The sequence below is a fragment of the Thiolapillus sp. genome, assembly GCF_048562965.1.
In the GTDB taxonomy this organism is placed as follows: Bacteria; Pseudomonadota; Gammaproteobacteria; order Chromatiales; family Chromatiaceae; genus Thiolapillus; species Thiolapillus brandeum_A.
Genome location: NZ_JBHNMF010000034.1, coordinates 1 through 16,149, shown reverse-complemented (window position 1 = coordinate 16,149; position 16,149 = coordinate 1). Strand labels below are relative to the sequence as shown.

Below are 16,149 nucleotides of genomic sequence, written 5' to 3'. Positions count from 1 at the left end.
GGCCGCAAAACTCATGACAAACTGAAATTCCAGTTTCTCGCGACCCACAAAGCGACTCTTGCGCAATCCGCCTACGGTTTTGAGCCAGCCAAAACATTCCTCGATTCGTTTGCGAATCTTCCGCTGCCAGCCATGGAGAGCGAAGCGAAGGCTGGTAGACCCCAGTAGCCGCGAGGCCGCACTGTTTTCCCGGCGTGCCTTGCGCCAGAGGGAAAACAAAGTAGGCCTCCGAACGCGGCGTCCAGTCATTGGGAGGCAAGTACGGAGCAGCAACGAGCTTGCGAAGTTGTTGCGTAGTGCTTGGTGACCAGGACGGCTGGGGAACAAATAGGTTGTCAAAGGCCGAGTCGATTTTGGGGACTGGGATGTCCCAAAATCTATCACGAGGCCGAAGACACGCTTGTTCAGTGCGCCTGGCGTATCTGAAATGCAGAGGAATCAATTACATGAGAAACAAGAAAACAGCTATTCCGGGGGCAGGTCTGTCCCTGTCACGCCGGCGCTTCGTCCAGGGCATGGCCATGGGTGGTGTTGCCGCCAGCATGGGGCTGACCTCCCGTGCCCTGTGGGCCAATACCGATCAGCAGCAGAAGATACCCACCCTCACGGGTACGGACTTTGATCTGACCATCGCCGAGCAGGCAGTCAATTTTACGGGGACGCCACGCATTGCCACGACCGTCAACGGTTCACTGCCTGCGCCTGTCCTGCGCTGGAAGGAAGGCGACACTGTCACCTTGCGGGTGAAGAACAACCTGCCCGAAAGCAGTTCCATACACTGGCATGGCATCATACTGCCCAGCCGCATGGACGGTGTACCCAACATATCCGACGGTTTTCCGGGCATCGCACCGGGAACCACTCATGAATACCGCTTCAAGCTGGTGCAGAGCGGAACCTACTGGTATCACAGCCATTCCGGCTTTCAGGAGCAGACCGGGCTGTACGGTCCCATCATCGTGGATCCCATCGAGCCTGAACCGTTCACCTATGACCGTGACTACGTGGTCATGCTGTCTGACTGGACCGATGAAGACCCCACGGTGGTCTATGCCAAGCTGAAGAAGCTCAGCCACTACTACAATTTCAATGAGCGCACCCACAAAGACCTGATGAGGGATCTCAAGGAAAAGGGCCTGGCACGCACCTGGTCCGAGCGCAAGATGTGGATGCAGATGCGCATGAGCCAGCGCGATCTGGCCGACGTAAGCGGTTATACCTACACCTACCTGATGAACGGGCAGACACCGGCAGATGGCTGGACTGGCCTTTTCCGCAAGGGTGAGAAGGTGCGTCTGCGTTTCATCAACGGTTCGGCCATGAGCTTTTTCGATGTGCGTATTCCCGGCCTGAAGATGACTGTGGTCGCAGCAGACGGCCAGTATGTACAACCTGTTTCCGTGGACGAGTTCCGTATTGGTGTGGCAGAAACCTATGATGTGATCGTGGAGCCGGATGACGGTGCGTATTCCATCTTCGCCCAGTCGATAGACCGTTCCGGCTATGCCCGGGGAACCCTGACACCGGATCCTTCAATGACGGCTGAAGTGCCTCCCATGGATCCTGTTCCCAATCTTACTCATACCGATATGGGTATGGACATGAGCAGCATGGGACACGACATGCATGATATGGGTGGCATGAACATGGCTGGCATGGACCACAGCAAGATGCAGATGGGCGGTGGCGATATGCAGGGTATGGACCACAGCAAGATGCAGACGGGCGGTGGCGATATGCAGGGTGTGGACCACAGCAAGATGCAGATGGGTGGTGGTGACATGCAGGGTATGGACCACAGCAAGATGCAGATGGGCAGTGGCGATATGCAGGGTATGGACCACAGCAAGATGCAGATGGGCGGTGGCGACATGGCTGGCATGGACCACAGCAAAATGCAGATGGGCGGTGGTGACATGAAAGGCATGGACCACAGCCAGCATCAGATGGCAGCTTCCGCCAAGCCCGTGCATCCTTCGGATTTCAGCTCCGGCAAGGTGATTCATGCACCCACGGAATACGGACCCCAGGTCGATATGCGTGCGCAGGCGCCGCAATACCGCCTCAGTGATCCGGGTGTCGGCTTGCGAAACAACGGTCGGCGGGTATTGACCTATGCCGATCTCAAGAATCTGCGCGGTACCAACGACCCGCGTGATCCCGACAGGGAGATTCAGCTGCATCTCACCGGCAACATGGGGCGCTACATGTGGTCGATGAATGGTGTGAAATTCAACGATGCCGAACCCTTGCGATGGAAAATGGGCGAGCGTTTGCGCATTACCTTCGTCAACGACACCATGATGAACCACCCCATGCATCTGCATGGCATGTGGAGTGATCTGGAGACTGGCGACAACGATTTCATCCCGCGCAAGCACACTGTGATCGTGCAACCGGGTTCCCGTATCAGCTACCGGGTGACCGTGGATGCGGAAGGAGGATGGGCTTATCACTGCCATCTGTTGTATCACATGCTGGGCATGTTCCGTGAAGTTCAGGTCAGTTGAGGAGACGTAAAATGAAAAAGATCTATACGATGATACTGGCGCTGGGCGTGAGCGGAAGTGCTGTTGCGGGTGGCATGAATGATGATCCCTTTCTGTTCATGCTGAAAATGGACAAGCTGGAGTTCCGTGATACGGACAATGGTACCAACCTGATCTGGGATGCCCAGGCCTGGGCTGGCAAGGACCTGAACAAGCTCTGGATCAAGAGCGAGGGCGAGCAGACCGAAGACGGTACGGAAGAGGGAAATGTCGAAGTGCTCTACAGCCGTGCGATTGCCCCGTTCTGGGATCTTCAGGCGGGCTGGCGTCATGATTTCCGGCCAGAGCCAAGCCGTGACTGGTTTGCCTTCGGCGCCAAGGGGCTGGCACCCTATCTGTTCGAAGTCGATGCCACCGCCTATGTGGGTGAATCCGGCCGGCTTGCTGCCGCCCTGTCCGTGGAGTATGAGTACCTGTTCACGCAGAAACTGATTCTTTCGCCTGAACTGGAGATGAACCTCTACAGCAAGGACGATGAGGAAGTGGGCGTGGGTTCCGGGCTTTCGGATATGGAGCTGGGTTTGCGGCTGCGTTACGAAATCGTGCGTGAATTTGCACCCTATATCGGCGTCGTCTGGTGGGGCAAGTATGGCAACACCGCCGACTATGCAAAAGCCGAAGGCGGGGATACCAGTGATGTCGAATTTGTCGCAGGCTTCCGCCTGTGGTTCTGATTGGAGAAATGGAATGAGCAAGAGAAACAAGAAGCGCAGCATGCAACAGGTATTCGCCCTCGTGATTCTGCTGAGCAGCATCGTCGTGGGCGGTTCCTGGCTGCTTTCGCCGAAAACAGCCCAGGCTGCTGACGTGGTGGTATACAAGAGCCCAACCTGCGGCTGCTGCAAGAAATGGGTTTCCCACATGCGTGAAAACGTTTTCAGCGTGGAAGTGCATGAACAGTACAATGTCACACCAAAGAAGGATGAATACGGTGTGCCGCGCCGGTTGCGTTCCTGTCATACGGCCAAAGTGGGAGGCTATGTTGTCGAGGGCCATGTACCCGCTGATGTGGTCAGGCAGCTCCTGGAAGAGCAACCGGAAATTGCCGGTGTGGCTGTTCCCGGTATGCCTATGGGATCACCCGGCATGGAAGGATTCCGCAAGGACCCCTATGATGTGATCAGTTTTACCGACTCCGGTAAGACTGGCATCTACGCCAGTCGCTGATCAAGGGCGGGGAAGCTGAAACAGCTTTCCCGCTTGTGCCCGATTCAGAGTGCTTACAAATGAAGGTAGTACCAGATGCAAGTTGAAGAAGTCGCCATACCCGGTGAATACCGCCTGAAAGTGCAGGGCATGACCTGTGCCCATTGTTCAGGACACGTCGAAAAGGCGGCATTGTCCGTCGCGGGAGTCACCGGGGCCGAAGTCGATCTTGATGCCGGCACTGTCCTAGTGAAGGGGGGGCGTCCTCACGAGGTCATCGAAGCCATCGGCAAGGCCGGTTATGAGGCGGCACCACTGCCGGATATTCCGGAAAGCTGTCCCTTGCCGGATGCTGCCGACACAGCGCCACTGAAATCGCCGGGCAATGCCTACACCTTGCAGGTGAGCGACATGACCTGCACCAGTTGCGTGGGCCGTGTGGAGAAGGCGATTCTTTCCGTAGAAGGTGTGACGGAAGCAGTTGTCGATCTGGTCAACCAGACGGCCGAAGTCGTGGGCGGTGATCCACAGGTGGTGATCGACGCTGTCGTGGATCAGGGCTATCCGGCCCGGCTGTTGCAAACACAGGCACAGGATGATGGCTACGAACTGGCTATCGGCGATATGACCTGCTCCAGCTGCGTGGCAACGGTGGAGAAGGCCATCCGTGCCGTACCTGGCGTGCGGGATGCGGTGGTCAATCTGCTGGAAAAGAATGCCATCGTTCATGGCGGTGATTCCCAGGCTGTCATCGATGCCATTGTCGATCAGGGTTACGAGGCGCATCTGCGTGAGAGGCATACCTCTCCCAACGAATTCCGACTGGTATTTCCAGACGATGCCGGTGCAGCGCAGGCAATCCGGCTGCTGAAAGAGCTTCTCAAAGAAGCCGGAGAAACGGATGCAAGCATAAACGAAGAGCACTGGCCCGCCGTCACCGTGAAGACCGGTGTTCATCCGGCCCGGCTGGTGTTGCAGCTGCGGGAACGTGGCATACAGGCGACGGTTGAGGAACAGTTTGTCGATCCCTATGTGGAGCAGGCAGAGAAGGCGCAGCAGGAGATCAAACGCTCCTGGCGGCGTGCCCTGGTAGCCGGTCTGGTCGGTGGCCTGCTGATTGCCGGTGAATTCAGTGGCCTGCTGCCGCATGTCTCCGACCCTGAAACACCTCTCGGTCTCAGTGGCCAGGTACTGTGGGGAGGGATTGCCCTCATCGTGCTGTTCACCATGTGGTACAGCGGACGCAACTATTACAGTACGGCCATCAAGCAGGCACGGCATTTTTCCGCCAACATGGATACCCTGGTTGCCCTGGGTACATCAGCCGCCTGGCTGTCGTCCGTTATCTTTATCATCAATCCCAATTTCATACCGGGGGAACCCAAGCTTTACCTGGATGCAGCGGTGCTGATCCTCTCTTTTCTGCAACTGGGCCATGCCCTGGAGGTTCGCGCCAAGCGTACCACCAGCGAAGCTATCGGTTCTCTGTTGAAGCTGGCGCCCAAGACAGCCAGGCTACTGATGGATGACACGGAAGTGGAATTGCCCGTATCCCTCCTGCGCCCCGGTGATCGGTTGCGCGTGCGTCCAGGAGAGACAGTGCCGATCGACGGTGCCGTAAGAGAAGGCAGTTCATCCGTGGATGAGGCCATGCTTACGGGTGAACCCATTCCCGTGGAGAAAAAAGCCGGCGACGACGTAATTGGCGGCACCCGCAACCTGAACGGCAGCTTCGTGCTTGAAGTGAGCAAGCCCGCCAGTGAAACCACCCTCTCACACATCATCGAGATGGTGAAAAAGGCGCAGCTGAGCAAGCCGGCCATTGCCCGCCTGGTGGACAGGGTCTCGGCGGTATTCGTTCCCATCGTCATACTCATTGCCATCGCCGCTTTCGCAGTCTGGTATTTCGTGGGGCCAGAACCTTCCCTGGCCTTCGCGCTCACTGCGGGCATCGCGGTGCTGGTCATCGCCTGCCCCTGCGCCCTGGGGCTGGCCACGCCTATCGCCATCATGATGGGTACGGGCAGGGCAGCCCAGCTGAACATCCTCATACGAAACAGTGAAGCGTTGCAGAGCGCCTCCCATCTCACCCACCTGGTCGTGGACAAGACGGGCACACTCACCCAGGGACGCCCACAGGTGACGGGAATATATCCCCATGGTGACCGGCAGGAAGATGACCTGCTGGCGCTCGCTGCCAGCCTGGAAAGCCAGTCGGAACACCCCCTGGCGGAGGCCATCAACAAGGCAGCCAGCGACAAAAACCTGTCTCTACTTGAAGCAGATGATTTCCTGGCCGTGTCCGGACGCGGCATTCAGGCGCGCATCAATGATGAGATAGCCGTGCTGGGCAATCAGCATTTTCTGCAAGACAACGCTATCGGGATTCCCGACGAACTGCAGAAGACGGCAGAGCGGGAAGCAGAACTGGGCGGTACGCCTATCTGGCTGGGCAGTGGTGGGAAGCTGAGTGGTCTGCTGGTGCTCAAGGATCCCGTGCGTGAAGATACACCCAATGCTGTCCAGGTGTTGCAGAAGCTTGATATCACTCTGGTCATGTGCACGGGCGACAACGAAATTACCGCCAGGGCTGTCGCACGGCAGCTTGGCATTTCCGAAGTGCACAGCGAGGTCATGCCAGAAGACAAGCTGAACGTGGTAAAGGCCCTCCAGGAGAAGGGCTACAAGGTGGGCATGGTAGGTGATGGAGTAAACGATGCGCCGGCGCTGGCCCAAGCGGATACCAGTTTTGCCATCGGCAGTGGCACGGACGTGGCCATCGACAATGCCGACATCACCTTGGCCGGTGATTCACTGGCCAATGTCAGCACTGCCATCGCCATCTCCACGGCAACATTGCGTAACATCAAGCAGAACCTGTTTGGCGCCTTCATTTATAATGTCACCGGCATTCCACTGGCCGCGGGTGTGCTCTATCCCCTGACGGGCTGGATGCTGGAACCCATGTTCGCCAGTGCAGCCATGGCTTTGTCCTCGGTAACCGTAGTGACCAATGCCAATCGGCTGCGTTTTTTCAAACCCCAGAAATAGGTGTATCCATGTCCAAAGAAATCAAACTGAATATTACCGGTATGACCTGCGGCCATTGTGTCGCCCATACCAAGAAAAGCCTGGAAGCCGTACCCGGCGTGGAATCAGCGGAAGTCTCCTTGGAACCCGGTGGTGCAGTGGTCAAGGGTGATGCAGATGCCATGGCGTTGGTCGCAGCCGTGAAGGAGGCGGGCTACGAGGCTGTTGTCGATGAGTAAGGCGTCTTCGGTCAGCGTACTCTTTGTTTGCATGGGCAACATCTGCCGTTCTCCTACCGCCCATGGTGTTTTTCGCAAAATCGTGCGGGATGAGGGGCTTGATTCCCTGATCGAAATCGATTCGGCTGGAACCCATGCCTATCATGTAGGTTCACCGCCGGATAGCCGCGCGCAGGCGACGGCGCTGAGCAGGAACCTGGACCTTTCGGATCTGCGGGGACGACAGGTAGAAACGGAAGACTTTCAGCGTTTCGACTATGTCCTGGCCATGGACAATGAGAACATGGATATCCTGAATCAGCTTTGCCCGGCGGGCGCCGAGGAGAAGTTGCGTCTGTTCATGGACTATGCGCCGGACTATGGCATACCGGAAGTGCCTGATCCTTACTACGGTGGTGATCGCGGTTTCGAACAGGTATTCGACATGATCGAAGAAGCTTCCCGCGGATTGCTGGAGGATATACGCCAGCGTCATCTGTCATAGCTGTCTTCGCGGAAAGTTAAAGAACCCGATGGGTTCAATACTGGAGAGTTGTCCCGTACCCTTTGGAAAGAACTCTCTGTTTTAAGCACTGCTGCCATATCAGGTTGTTCTGGTCGAATGAAGCAACATGAATGTCGATAGCGCCGCGATGATGGCGGCGATGACAAAGGCGGTGGCGGCGCCAAAGCCTTGCCACAGCACACCAAACAGCAGGGCGCCGGGCAATGCCGCCAGTCCGGTTGTCATGTGGTACAGGCCGAATGCGGTGCCTCTTTGTGAGGCGTGGCTGAAATCGCCGATAAGGGCGCGCTCGACACCTTCTGTCATGGCAAGCGCGCCGCCATAGAGAAGAAAGAGCGTCCATGTCAACGCCTCGCCCTGTCCATGGGCCGTGAAAGCCAGGGCGATGAGCAGTGCGATCCGCAGCCCCCAGCCAGCCAGCAGCAGTGGCACCCGGCCGAAATAATCCGACAGTGCACCGGCCGGCCCTGCAACGATGGCCTTGACAGCGCTGGCGCCGGCCCAGACCAGGGGCACCCAGGCAATGGCCAGTCCGCGATCATTGGCCCAAAGCACCAGTAAAAGCCTCGGGTGCACTGGCCAGGGCCAGGCCACCTGCAGCAATGATCAGGCTACGCACGCGACGATCCAGCATCGACCAGCGCCACGGCGACCTGTCTGCATTTTCAACCGGGAGTGTGGTGCCATCCAACCCCCAGATCAAGAGGGCCAGTACCAACAGGCCCGGTATCAGCGACCAGAGAAAGACATGCTGCAACGGCAGGTTTGCACTGAGCAGCCCAAAGGCCAGCAGAGGACCGACCATGGCTCCGGCATTGTCCAGTGCACGATGAAAGCCAAAAGAGCGGCCCATTGTCGCCTTGTTTGTGCTGGCCGCGATCAGGGCATCGCGGGGCGATGTGCGGATACCTTTGCCGACACGGTCGAGAAAGCGCAGTATCAGTACCCAGGTCCAGCCAAGAGCGACACCAATCAGCGGGCGTGCCAGGTTGGATACACTGTAGCCGCCCAGCACCAATCTCTTATGGTTCCAGCCCCGGTCCACCAGGCGTCCCGAAGCCAGTTTCAGGAGACTGGCGGTAGCCTCGGCGACACCCTCGATCAAACCGACGATGGCAGGACCGGCCCCCAGGGTTGCAGTCAGAAACAGGGGCAGCAAAGGGGTGATCATCTCGCTGGCGGTATCGTTCAAAAACGACACCAGGCCTAGGATGATGACGGTTTTGGGTAAGCTGAACATAGTTGTTGAGTGTCAGCGGTATACCGGGGGCTGTGCTTAGCTAGTCTTCTTCCTTGACGGTTTTCTTCTCGGGTTCTTCAGAAGCCGCTTTGATCTTTGGGGCGGCAGCAGGCTTTTCAGCCGGGGGGGGTGCCGTCTTCGGTTCTGACGTGCTGTCCTTGTCATCGCTGACGATTTTCTTTTTGGCGACAGCCTTTTTCTTGGTGGTTTTCTTTTTGGCTACCTTTTTCTTGGTTGTCTTGGGTTTTGGCTTTTCTTCGGTTTTGGCGGTATCAGCTGCCTTGGTTTCTTTCTGAGTGCCGGTCGCAGTGGCTGCTGCGGTTGCACTGGCTGTGGCTGCTTTTTCCTTTATTGGTTCTGCTTCAGGGGCTGCAAGTGCTTTTTCACTGGCAGGTTTCGGCGGTGCCACTGTGTCCGGAGTCTTCTGTACTGTAGGGCTTTGGGCAGCAGTGGTTTTCTCCACCTTTTTTTCCGTGTCCGGCGAAGACTTTTCCTGCTCTTTCACAGGCTTTTTTTCTGTTGTTTCAGGTTTGTCTTTCTTCAGGTCATCCAGCCGGGGTACGGAAGATTTTGATTTCAGACTGCCAGATGAAATGGTGCGCTTGACTTTGGGTTCAGCGGTGTCTTTGCCGCTTTCCTTGCGGGGCTCCTTTGCCCTGGATGCAGGCTGCTGCTCTGTTTTCTCAGACGCAGGAGGCTGAGCTGCCTTCTCCTGCTTTTGCTGAGAGGCTTCCGGAGTGGCCTGATCGTCAGCGTTCTGCTGGCGAACCTGGCTCTGACGGGTTCCGGGCCCCCGTCCGCGGCCGCGCCCACCCCTGCGGCCACGTTTCTGTGTGTTGCGGCTGTTCTGATCTTTCTTCTCGCTGCCTGAATCCGTCTTTTCCTGTGCGGGTGCCTGATCAGAGGATTTGGCCTGCTTTGCAGCTGTTTTTTTCTGCTGAGGCTTGCTTTTTTTCTGTGCAGTCTTGTCGTCGCTCTTCTTGTTGTCCTGCTTGCCGCGGTTGCTGTTCCTGCGTCGGTTACCATTGCGGTTTTTCGGCCCGCCGCTGCGGTTTTGTGCTTTTTTGGGTTTTTTCTCTTCTTCTTTCCTGGCGGGTTCTTCCTCCTCCGCTGAGGTAAAAATCGAGAACAGACGCTTGATAATGCCGCCTTCCGGCTTTTTGGCGGGAGTGCTTTCTTCTGCGGTGGGCGGTGGCGCCTGCCTGGCAGCAGGTTTGATGTTTTGCACGGCAGGCTGTTCGATGCGCTTGCGCTGCTGTTCCTGGCTCGCAGTCGCGGCGACGTCCGGCTCGGCGATCATGTTGTAGCTGGACTCACCGTCGTTGGGCAGATCCTGGCGACGGATGCGCTCGATACTGTAGTGGGGGGTATCCAGATGCTTGTTGGGAATGAGGACCACGTCGATGTTGTGGCGCTGTTCCACTTCGGAAATCGGCTGGCGTTTCTCGTTGAGCAGGAAGGTGGCCACTTCGACCGGCAGCTGTGCCTGCACCCGCCCGGTGTTTTCCTTCAGGGCTTCTTCCTCGATGATGCGCAGGATGGAAAGGGCCAGGGATTCCACATCACGGATATGTCCCTGGCCATCACAGCGCGGGCAGACCTGGTGTGCTGATTCTCCCAGGGAGGGGCGCAATCGCTGGCGTGACATTTCCATAAGGCCGAAACGGGAGATGCGACCGATCTGCACCCGGGCGCGGTCTTCCTTCATGGCTTCGCGCAGGCGGTTTTCCACCTGGCGCTGGTTCTTGGAGGGGCGCATGTCGATATAGTCGATGACGAACAGGCCGCCCATATCCCGCAAACGCAGCTGACGTGCGATTTCTTCGGAAGCTTCGAGGTTGGTGGTCAGCGCCGTGTCTTCGATATTGCTGCCCTTGGTGGCGCGGGCGGAGTTGATGTCGATGGAGGTCAGTGCTTCCGTGGGATCGATGACGATGGAGCCGCCGGATGGCAGACGTACTTCACGCTGAAAGGCGGTCTCGATCTGGGATTCGATCTGATAGCGGGAGAACAGGGGTACTTCATCCTCGTAGTGATGCAGCTTGTTCAGATACCGGGGCATCACCTGTTCGATGAATTCACGGGCCTGGGCATAGATTTCCGGGCTGTCGATGAGAATCTCGCCGATATCCGCACGCAGGTAATCACGCATGGAGCGGATAATGACGTTGCTGTCCTGATAGACCAGGAAAGGCGCCTTGCGCTCCTTGGTGGATGCTTCGATGGCGGACCACAGCTGCAGCAGGTAATCGAGGTCCCACTGCAGTTCTTCGGCGCTCTTGCCCACACCGGCGGTGCGCACGATAAGCCCCATGCCTTCCGGCACTTCGAGCTGGCTCATGGCTTTTTTCAGTTCGGTGCGTTCCTGACCCTCGATACGCCGTGATACGCCCCCCGCCCGGGGGTTGTTGGGCATGAGCACCAGATAACGTCCTGCCAGGGAGATAAAAGTGGTCAGGGCTGCACCCTTGTTGCCGCGTTCCTCCTTTTCGATCTGGAAAATAATTTCCTGACCTTCATGCAGTGCTTCGCGGATGCTGGGACGTTTGTTGCCTTCCAGGGATTTCGGGTCGAAGTAACTGTGGGCGACTTCCTTCAGTGGCAGGAAACCGTGGCGTTCCGATCCGTAGTCGATGAATGCGGCTTCCAGACTGGGTTCGACACGTGTGATTTTTCCCTTGTAGATATTGGCCTTCTTGCGTTCGCGGCCTGGGGTTTCAATATCCAGGTTGTAGAGTTTCTGGCCATCAACGATAGCCACGCGCAACTCTTCTGGCTGAGTTGCATTAATCAGCATTCTTTTCATGTTATGTTTTGTCCTGTGAAGAGCTACACGGCGTGCTTCGGACAGGGAAGGGCTTACAGAAGGGGCTGCAGCATGCGTCGCGGCATGGTCTGCACAGTGTCATTCTGCGCCATCAGGCATATGGGCGAGCATTCCGGGGTTGTATCCGGTGGCTCCTTGTGTTCCTTCGGCGGCCGTTACATGTACGACCGCAGCAAATATGCGGTTTTCCTCTGTGCGCCGGCAACCACTCCGGGTCCCGGTCAGGCACTCCATACAACTCAAAATTAGCTATCCATGATCACTACCCGTAAATAGTGATCTCGTCTTGCGTGAAACCCGGTCATGGGGCTTCCAGTTAAGGGCAGCGTTTTTCAGTTCTGCCGCAGTATCTAGCCTGAGTTGCGGCGGGACTGTTGGTGCCCTTGTGACACTCCGTTTACACGGATTGCCGGAAAATCCTGCTTGCAGGAAGACAACAGCGTTGTCTTCGGTGGGTGAAATATACCAAAAATCAGCAACATAGTTCAAACTATATGGCTTGATTTCACGGGAAATGTGCACAGTTCTGAACATTGCTGGCAGGCAGTTGCATCAACTCATTGAAAACATAGCGTATTACTCTGTCTGGCATCTGCAGGGTAAGCCGCGTGACCGAAGGTTTTGGATGAGGGGAGCACCAAACGCGTATAATCGCGCTTCACCTGTGCCGTTTTTATCCATGTCATGAGCCAGAAACCCGTGAAAGTGCGCCATGTTACCGTCGATGAACGGGGCGATGGGCAACGCATCGACAATTTTCTTCTGCGGGAGTTGAAAGGTGTACCCAGAACCCTGATATACAGGCTGTTGCGCAAAGGTGAGGTTCGTGTCAATAAAGGCAGGGTCAAGGCTGGTCGAAGGCTGGTGGCGGGTGACGTGGTGCGCATACCACCCGTGCGTCTGCCAGAGGCTTCTGAGGTGGGAAAACCGCCCCAATGGCAAATAGATAAAATAGAAAAATCAATAATATATGAAGATAATTTATTGTTAATTATAAATAAAGAATCAGGTCTGGCTGTGCACGGCGGCAGTGGTATTTCCTTCGGCGTGATCGAATTGTTGCGCGCCAGCCGGCCTCAGGAAAAGGCGCTGGAACTGGCCCATCGCCTGGACCGGGATACTTCAGGTTGCCTGATGCTGGCAAAGAAGCGCAGCGCGCTGCGCACACTGCAGCAACTGCAGCGGGAGGGGCGGGTACGCAAACGTTATCTGGCCCTGCTTGCGGGTCGCTGGAACAAGGACAGGCAACAGGTAAAGGTTCCCCTGAAGAAGAACAATCTCAAGAGCGGTGAGCGGGTGGTGCGCGTGGATGCTGCCGGTAAGCATGCGCACACAGAATTCCGGGTGGTACAGCGTTTTTCCCGGGCCACCCTGGTGGAGGCGGAACTCAAGACAGGGCGAACCCACCAGATCCGCGTACATGCCCAGTATCTGGGAACTCCCATTCTCGGCGACGAAAAGTATGGCGATGAGCAGGCCAACCGTGAATTCCGCCATCTGGGCCTGAAACGTCTGTTTCTCCATGCCGCCAGTTTGCGCTTCCCCTGGCCAGAGCGTGAACAGGGCTATGCTTTCGAGGCACCTCTTCCGCCGGAACTGCAGGAATTATTGGACAAACTTCATGTATGAACTGATCGTATTCGACTGGGACGGTACCCTCATGGATTCGGAAGCGACCATTGTGTACTGTTTGCAGATGGCGGCCCGGGATTTGGGTGTGACCGAACCGGATGCTCAGCGCGCCCGGGATGTCATCGGCCTGGGGCTGCACCAGGCGGTCGCCAGCTTGTTTCCCGAAGCTGATGAGCCGCTGGTGGATGCCCTGGCGCAACAGTATCGCAGGCATTTTCTGCAGGAGGACAGAGAGCCGTCGCCCCTGTTCCCCGGCGCCCGGGAACTGTTGAGGGAACTGGTGGCCAGAGATTATTTCCTTGCCGTGGCGACAGGCAAGAGCCGCCGGGGGCTGGATATGGAACTGGCGCACACCGGGTTGGGAGAATTTTTTCATGCGACCCGCTGTGCGGATGAGGCCTTTTCCAAACCCCATCCGCAGATTCTGCTCGACGTACTCGACAGGCTGGGGATGGACAGTGTGCAGGCATTGATGATCGGTGATACGGAATACGATATGCAGATGGCTGCCAATGCCGGCAGTGATGCCATCGGTGTCAGCTTTGGTGTTCACAGTGCCGAACGCCTGCGTGAACAGGGCGCGCTTGCTGTGGTGGACGATCTGCAGCAGATTCTGCACTGGCTGGACGAGCCGCGTCCGGAATAACGGAATAATGCTGTGATCTGACGGGTCTGCTTGTTATCGACTGAAAAGGAGTGGCGACTTGGACATCCGGGCACAATTCAAAAACAACCTTCTGGCGATCATCAGCCTGCTGGTGGCTTTTTCTGCGTTGGGCTACAACACCTGGCGCAATGAACTTACCGAGAACAACCGCAACATCCGCTTTGCCGGGTTCGAAATTATCAAGAATCTGGGCGAACTGGAGCGCATCACCTACCTCATCCACTATGACAAGGCTGTGGAGCGCAACACCCCACGGGATGGCTGGGCCGTGGTGCTGGTGCTGCGGGACCTGAGTGCTTTGATGCCGGTCCCCGTGTCTGCCGGGGCCGCCCAGCTGTTCGAAGTGTGGAAAAACAGCTGGGATGGACTGGGAAGGGAAGACAAGGCCGTTGCAGATATTGACAATGCCATCAATGATCTGCGGGAAGAGACACTGGCTGCCATTCGGGCGCTGGAATAGCCGTCAAAGGACTCACGGAAGCGCGATGCCTTCCCTGTCCAGCATGGACACCAGTTGGATGAGGGGCAGACCCACAAGGCTGTTGGGATCGTCGCCTTCGAGCTTTCGGAACAGCGCGATGCCCAGACCTTCGGACTTGAAACTTCCCGCGCAGCCGAAGGGTTCTTCCTTGTCCACGTAGCGGACTATCTGTTCGTGCCCGAGTTGCCGGAAATGTACCCGGAAATCGTCGCAGACAACCTGTGTCTTTCCGGTGGCTGCATTGTACAGGCACAGGCCGGTATGGAAGCAGACGGTCTTCCCGGACATGGATTCAAGCTGAGCAATGGCTTTTTCCCGGTTGCCCGGTTTGCCCAGAATCTGTTCATCCACACAAGCGACCTGATCCGAGCCGATGATCAGTGCTTCCGGATGGGCGGCAGCCACTGCTCTGGCCTTGGCTTCCGCAAGGCGCAATACCAGCGCCCGGGGTGATTCGTCTTCACGGCGGGTTTCGTCCACGTCGGGAGCTGCTGCAGAGAAAGGCAGGCCCAGCTTCTCCAGCAGTTCGCGCCGGAAAGGCGAGGTGGATCCGAGCACCAGTTCCTGCATCAGGAAGTGAATTTGCCCTTGCGCAGGCGTTCGGCTTCCATGATCTCCACTTCGCGTGCACCGGAGATGACGATGGCGGGGTCCGGCACGAAATCCAGCTCAGATTCGGTGCGGTCATAGGGTACCGCGTTCAGGATAGCCTTCATGGCATTGAGGCGTGCCAGGTATTTGTCGTTGGAACGGATCACGGTCCAGGGTGCATGGGTGGTGTGGGTTTTCTTCAGCATCTCGTACTTCTGGGTGGTGAAGTCATCCCAGCGCTCCTGTGCCTGTACGTCAACCTCGCTCAGCTTCCACTGGCGCAGGGGGTCAGTTTTGCGGCGCTCGAACCGGCGTTCCTGCTCATCCTTCGTGACGCTGAAATACAGTTTGACCAGGATAGTGCCCTGGCGCACCAGGTCTTTCTCGAAGCCGCCGACGCCACGCATGAAATTCTTGTGTTCTTCGGCGGTGCAGAAACCGAAGATGGGTTCCACCATGGCGCGGTTGTACCAGCTGCGGTCGAACAGCACCACTTCGCCGCCACGTGGAAACTGGGTGACATAACGCTGGAAGAACCACTGGCTGCGCTGCTCGTTGGTGGGCTTGCCCAGGGCGACGACGCGGTAATGCTTCTCGTTCATGTAGCGCGTGACCCGGCGGATAGTGCCGCCCTTGCCGGAGGCATCACGTCCTTCGAACAGGATTATCATGCGTTTGCCGGTGTTCTCCATGAACTGTTGCAGCTTGATCAGTTCGGCCTGATAGGGCTTGAGGGACTGCTCCTGGCGGCGACGCATCAGCGCTTTTTTGGCAGCTTTCTTCAGCTTGCGTTCGGCATGCTTCGCATCGTGGTATTTTTCGATGAGTTCGTCCGCGGTCATTTGCTGGCCGTCTACGTCGATGAGTTGGTTTTCCATGTTCGGGATCTCATTAATATGGTATTTGTTAACTGAACTAGAGTTTAGAGTAAGCAACATTGTTCCACCGTATATTTTCGGGTGAAATAAAGTTGCTATTTTGTTCATACTGCCCGTTAGAGCTTGTTCTATACGCTGATTGCTGCATCCTGCTCACTTCCTCGCCAATTGGGCGGTTCGAATTTTCTGCATTTACGGTTCCACCACTGCCGGACAGGGACATGGTGAAAAATCAGTAGCAGTCCTTTACGGATCTGCCCTGCCGTTGTGGGAATGTCCTTTCGCCAGGGCGAATGGCAACACAGTTGCCTGACGGTCTGATCATCCAGATAGCCCAATAATTGGATCAGACCATAACCCACCA

At 56.8% G+C, this 16,149-nt stretch carries 15 protein-coding genes and 1 pseudogene; 9 read left to right on the top strand and 7 right to left on the bottom strand.

The window, feature by feature from the left end:
* Positions 1-123, bottom strand: a pseudogene (locus ACOCD2_RS03740) (IS5/IS1182 family transposase); the annotation flags it as partial.
* A gap of 323 nt (positions 124-446) precedes the next feature.
* Between ACOCD2_RS03740 and ACOCD2_RS03735 the strand changes: the two are divergent.
* From ACOCD2_RS03735 to ACOCD2_RS03710, 6 genes are all read left to right on the top strand, one after another.
* Complete coding sequence (locus ACOCD2_RS03735) at positions 447-2,510, top strand: copper resistance system multicopper oxidase (protein ID WP_293644962.1); 2,064 nt, start codon at positions 447-449, stop codon at positions 2,508-2,510.
* 11 nt (positions 2,511-2,521) lie between these two features.
* The gene (locus ACOCD2_RS03730) at positions 2,522-3,223 is read left to right on the top strand and encodes a copper resistance protein B (protein ID WP_293644964.1); all 702 of its coding nucleotides are present in this window, start codon (positions 2,522-2,524) and stop codon (positions 3,221-3,223) included.
* Between the two features lie 13 nt (positions 3,224-3,236).
* Positions 3,237-3,716 carry a DUF411 domain-containing protein gene (locus ACOCD2_RS03725; protein WP_293644966.1) on the top strand — a complete coding sequence of 160 codons (480 nt, stop codon included), beginning with the start codon at positions 3,237-3,239 and terminating at the stop codon, positions 3,714-3,716.
* A gap of 75 nt (positions 3,717-3,791) precedes the next feature.
* Complete coding sequence (locus ACOCD2_RS03720; protein WP_293644968.1) at positions 3,792-6,746, top strand: heavy metal translocating P-type ATPase; 2,955 nt, start codon at positions 3,792-3,794, stop codon at positions 6,744-6,746.
* An 8-nt stretch (positions 6,747-6,754) separates the two neighbouring features.
* Entirely contained in the window at positions 6,755-6,964 is a 210-nt protein-coding gene (locus tag ACOCD2_RS03715; RefSeq protein WP_293644970.1) for a CopZ family metallochaperone, read from the top strand.
* Positions 6,957-7,448 (top strand): low molecular weight protein-tyrosine-phosphatase, encoded by a 492-nt coding sequence (locus ACOCD2_RS03710; RefSeq protein ID WP_293644972.1) that lies wholly within the window; start codon positions 6,957-6,959, stop codon positions 7,446-7,448. The genes ACOCD2_RS03715 and ACOCD2_RS03710 overlap by 8 nt, the downstream gene beginning before the upstream one ends.
* Before the next feature lie 99 nt (positions 7,449-7,547).
* On the opposite strand, the gene ACOCD2_RS03705 is transcribed toward ACOCD2_RS03710, so the two are convergent.
* Genes ACOCD2_RS03705 through rne form a run of 3 tightly spaced genes read right to left on the bottom strand, consistent with a single transcriptional unit; the run spans position 7,548 to position 11,515 of the window.
* On the bottom strand, positions 7,548-8,024 hold the full coding sequence (locus ACOCD2_RS03705) for an MFS transporter (RefSeq protein WP_293644974.1): 477 nt from the start codon (positions 8,022-8,024) through the stop codon (positions 7,548-7,550).
* Positions 8,008-8,709, bottom strand: a complete 702-nt coding sequence (locus ACOCD2_RS03700; RefSeq protein WP_293644976.1) for an MFS transporter — start codon at positions 8,707-8,709, stop codon at positions 8,008-8,010. The genes ACOCD2_RS03705 and ACOCD2_RS03700 overlap by 17 nt, the downstream gene beginning before the upstream one ends.
* Before the next feature lie 40 nt (positions 8,710-8,749).
* Complete coding sequence (gene rne, locus ACOCD2_RS03695) at positions 8,750-11,515, bottom strand: ribonuclease E (RefSeq protein ID WP_293672416.1); 2,766 nt, start codon at positions 11,513-11,515, stop codon at positions 8,750-8,752.
* A gap of 705 nt (positions 11,516-12,220) precedes the next feature.
* On the opposite strand from rne, the gene rluC reads away from it, so the two are divergent.
* The 3 genes from rluC to ACOCD2_RS03680 are packed head-to-tail and all read left to right on the top strand — an operon-like array spanning position 12,221 to position 14,295.
* Complete coding sequence (rluC, locus tag ACOCD2_RS03690) at positions 12,221-13,165, top strand: 23S rRNA pseudouridine(955/2504/2580) synthase RluC (protein ID WP_293644980.1); 945 nt, start codon at positions 12,221-12,223, stop codon at positions 13,163-13,165.
* Positions 13,158-13,814: an HAD-IA family hydrolase gene (locus ACOCD2_RS03685; RefSeq protein ID WP_293644982.1), complete on the top strand. Its 657-nt coding sequence runs from the start codon at positions 13,158-13,160 to the stop codon at positions 13,812-13,814. Before rluC ends, ACOCD2_RS03685 begins: the two co-directional genes overlap by 8 nt.
* Before the next feature lie 58 nt (positions 13,815-13,872).
* Positions 13,873-14,295 carry a hypothetical protein gene (locus tag ACOCD2_RS03680; protein WP_293644984.1) on the top strand — a complete coding sequence of 141 codons (423 nt, stop codon included), beginning with the start codon at positions 13,873-13,875 and terminating at the stop codon, positions 14,293-14,295.
* Positions 14,296-14,307: 12 nt separating this feature from the next.
* On the opposite strand, the gene ACOCD2_RS03675 is transcribed toward ACOCD2_RS03680, so the two are convergent.
* The 3 genes from ACOCD2_RS03675 to ACOCD2_RS03665 all read right to left on the bottom strand — a co-directional run.
* Positions 14,308-14,886 carry a Maf family protein gene (locus ACOCD2_RS03675; protein WP_293644986.1) on the bottom strand — a complete coding sequence of 193 codons (579 nt, stop codon included), beginning with the start codon at positions 14,884-14,886 and terminating at the stop codon, positions 14,308-14,310.
* A complete protein-coding gene (ppk2, locus tag ACOCD2_RS03670) occupies positions 14,886-15,785 on the bottom strand; it encodes a polyphosphate kinase 2 (RefSeq protein WP_293644988.1) in 900 nt (299 codons plus the stop codon). The genes ACOCD2_RS03675 and ppk2 overlap by 1 nt, the downstream gene beginning before the upstream one ends.
* 128 nt (positions 15,786-15,913) lie before the next feature.
* On the bottom strand, positions 15,914-16,149 hold a 236-nt coding region (locus ACOCD2_RS03665), incomplete at its 5' end, for a hypothetical protein (protein ID WP_293701999.1).

What these genes read in the sequence shown, in the direction of transcription:
- ACOCD2_RS03720 (WP_293644968.1), top strand. Translation starts at nt 3,792, where the DNA reads ATGCAAGTTGAAGAAGTCGCCATACCCGGTGAATACCGCCTGAAAGTG.
- ACOCD2_RS03715 (WP_293644970.1), top strand. Translation starts at nt 6,755, where the DNA reads ATGTCCAAAGAAATCAAACTGAATATTACCGGTATGACCTGCGGCCAT.
- ACOCD2_RS03675 (WP_293644986.1), bottom strand. Translation starts at nt 14,886, where the DNA reads ATGCAGGAACTGGTGCTCGGATCCACCTCGCCTTTCCGGCGCGAACTG.
- ACOCD2_RS03730 (WP_293644964.1), top strand. Translation starts at nt 2,522, where the DNA reads ATGAAAAAGATCTATACGATGATACTGGCGCTGGGCGTGAGCGGAAGT.
- ACOCD2_RS03735 (WP_293644962.1), top strand. Translation starts at nt 447, where the DNA reads ATGAGAAACAAGAAAACAGCTATTCCGGGGGCAGGTCTGTCCCTGTCA.
- ppk2 (WP_293644988.1), bottom strand. Translation starts at nt 15,785, where the DNA reads ATGGAAAACCAACTCATCGACGTAGACGGCCAGCAAATGACCGCGGAC.
- ACOCD2_RS03725 (WP_293644966.1), top strand. Translation starts at nt 3,237, where the DNA reads ATGAGCAAGAGAAACAAGAAGCGCAGCATGCAACAGGTATTCGCCCTC.
- ACOCD2_RS03700 (WP_293644976.1), bottom strand. Translation starts at nt 8,709, where the DNA reads ATGTTCAGCTTACCCAAAACCGTCATCATCCTAGGCCTGGTGTCGTTT.
- ACOCD2_RS03710 (WP_293644972.1), top strand. Translation starts at nt 6,957, where the DNA reads ATGAGTAAGGCGTCTTCGGTCAGCGTACTCTTTGTTTGCATGGGCAAC.
- ACOCD2_RS03685 (WP_293644982.1), top strand. Translation starts at nt 13,158, where the DNA reads ATGTATGAACTGATCGTATTCGACTGGGACGGTACCCTCATGGATTCG.
- rluC (WP_293644980.1), top strand. Translation starts at nt 12,221, where the DNA reads ATGAGCCAGAAACCCGTGAAAGTGCGCCATGTTACCGTCGATGAACGG.
- rne (WP_293672416.1), bottom strand. Translation starts at nt 11,515, where the DNA reads ATGAAAAGAATGCTGATTAATGCAACTCAGCCAGAAGAGTTGCGCGTG.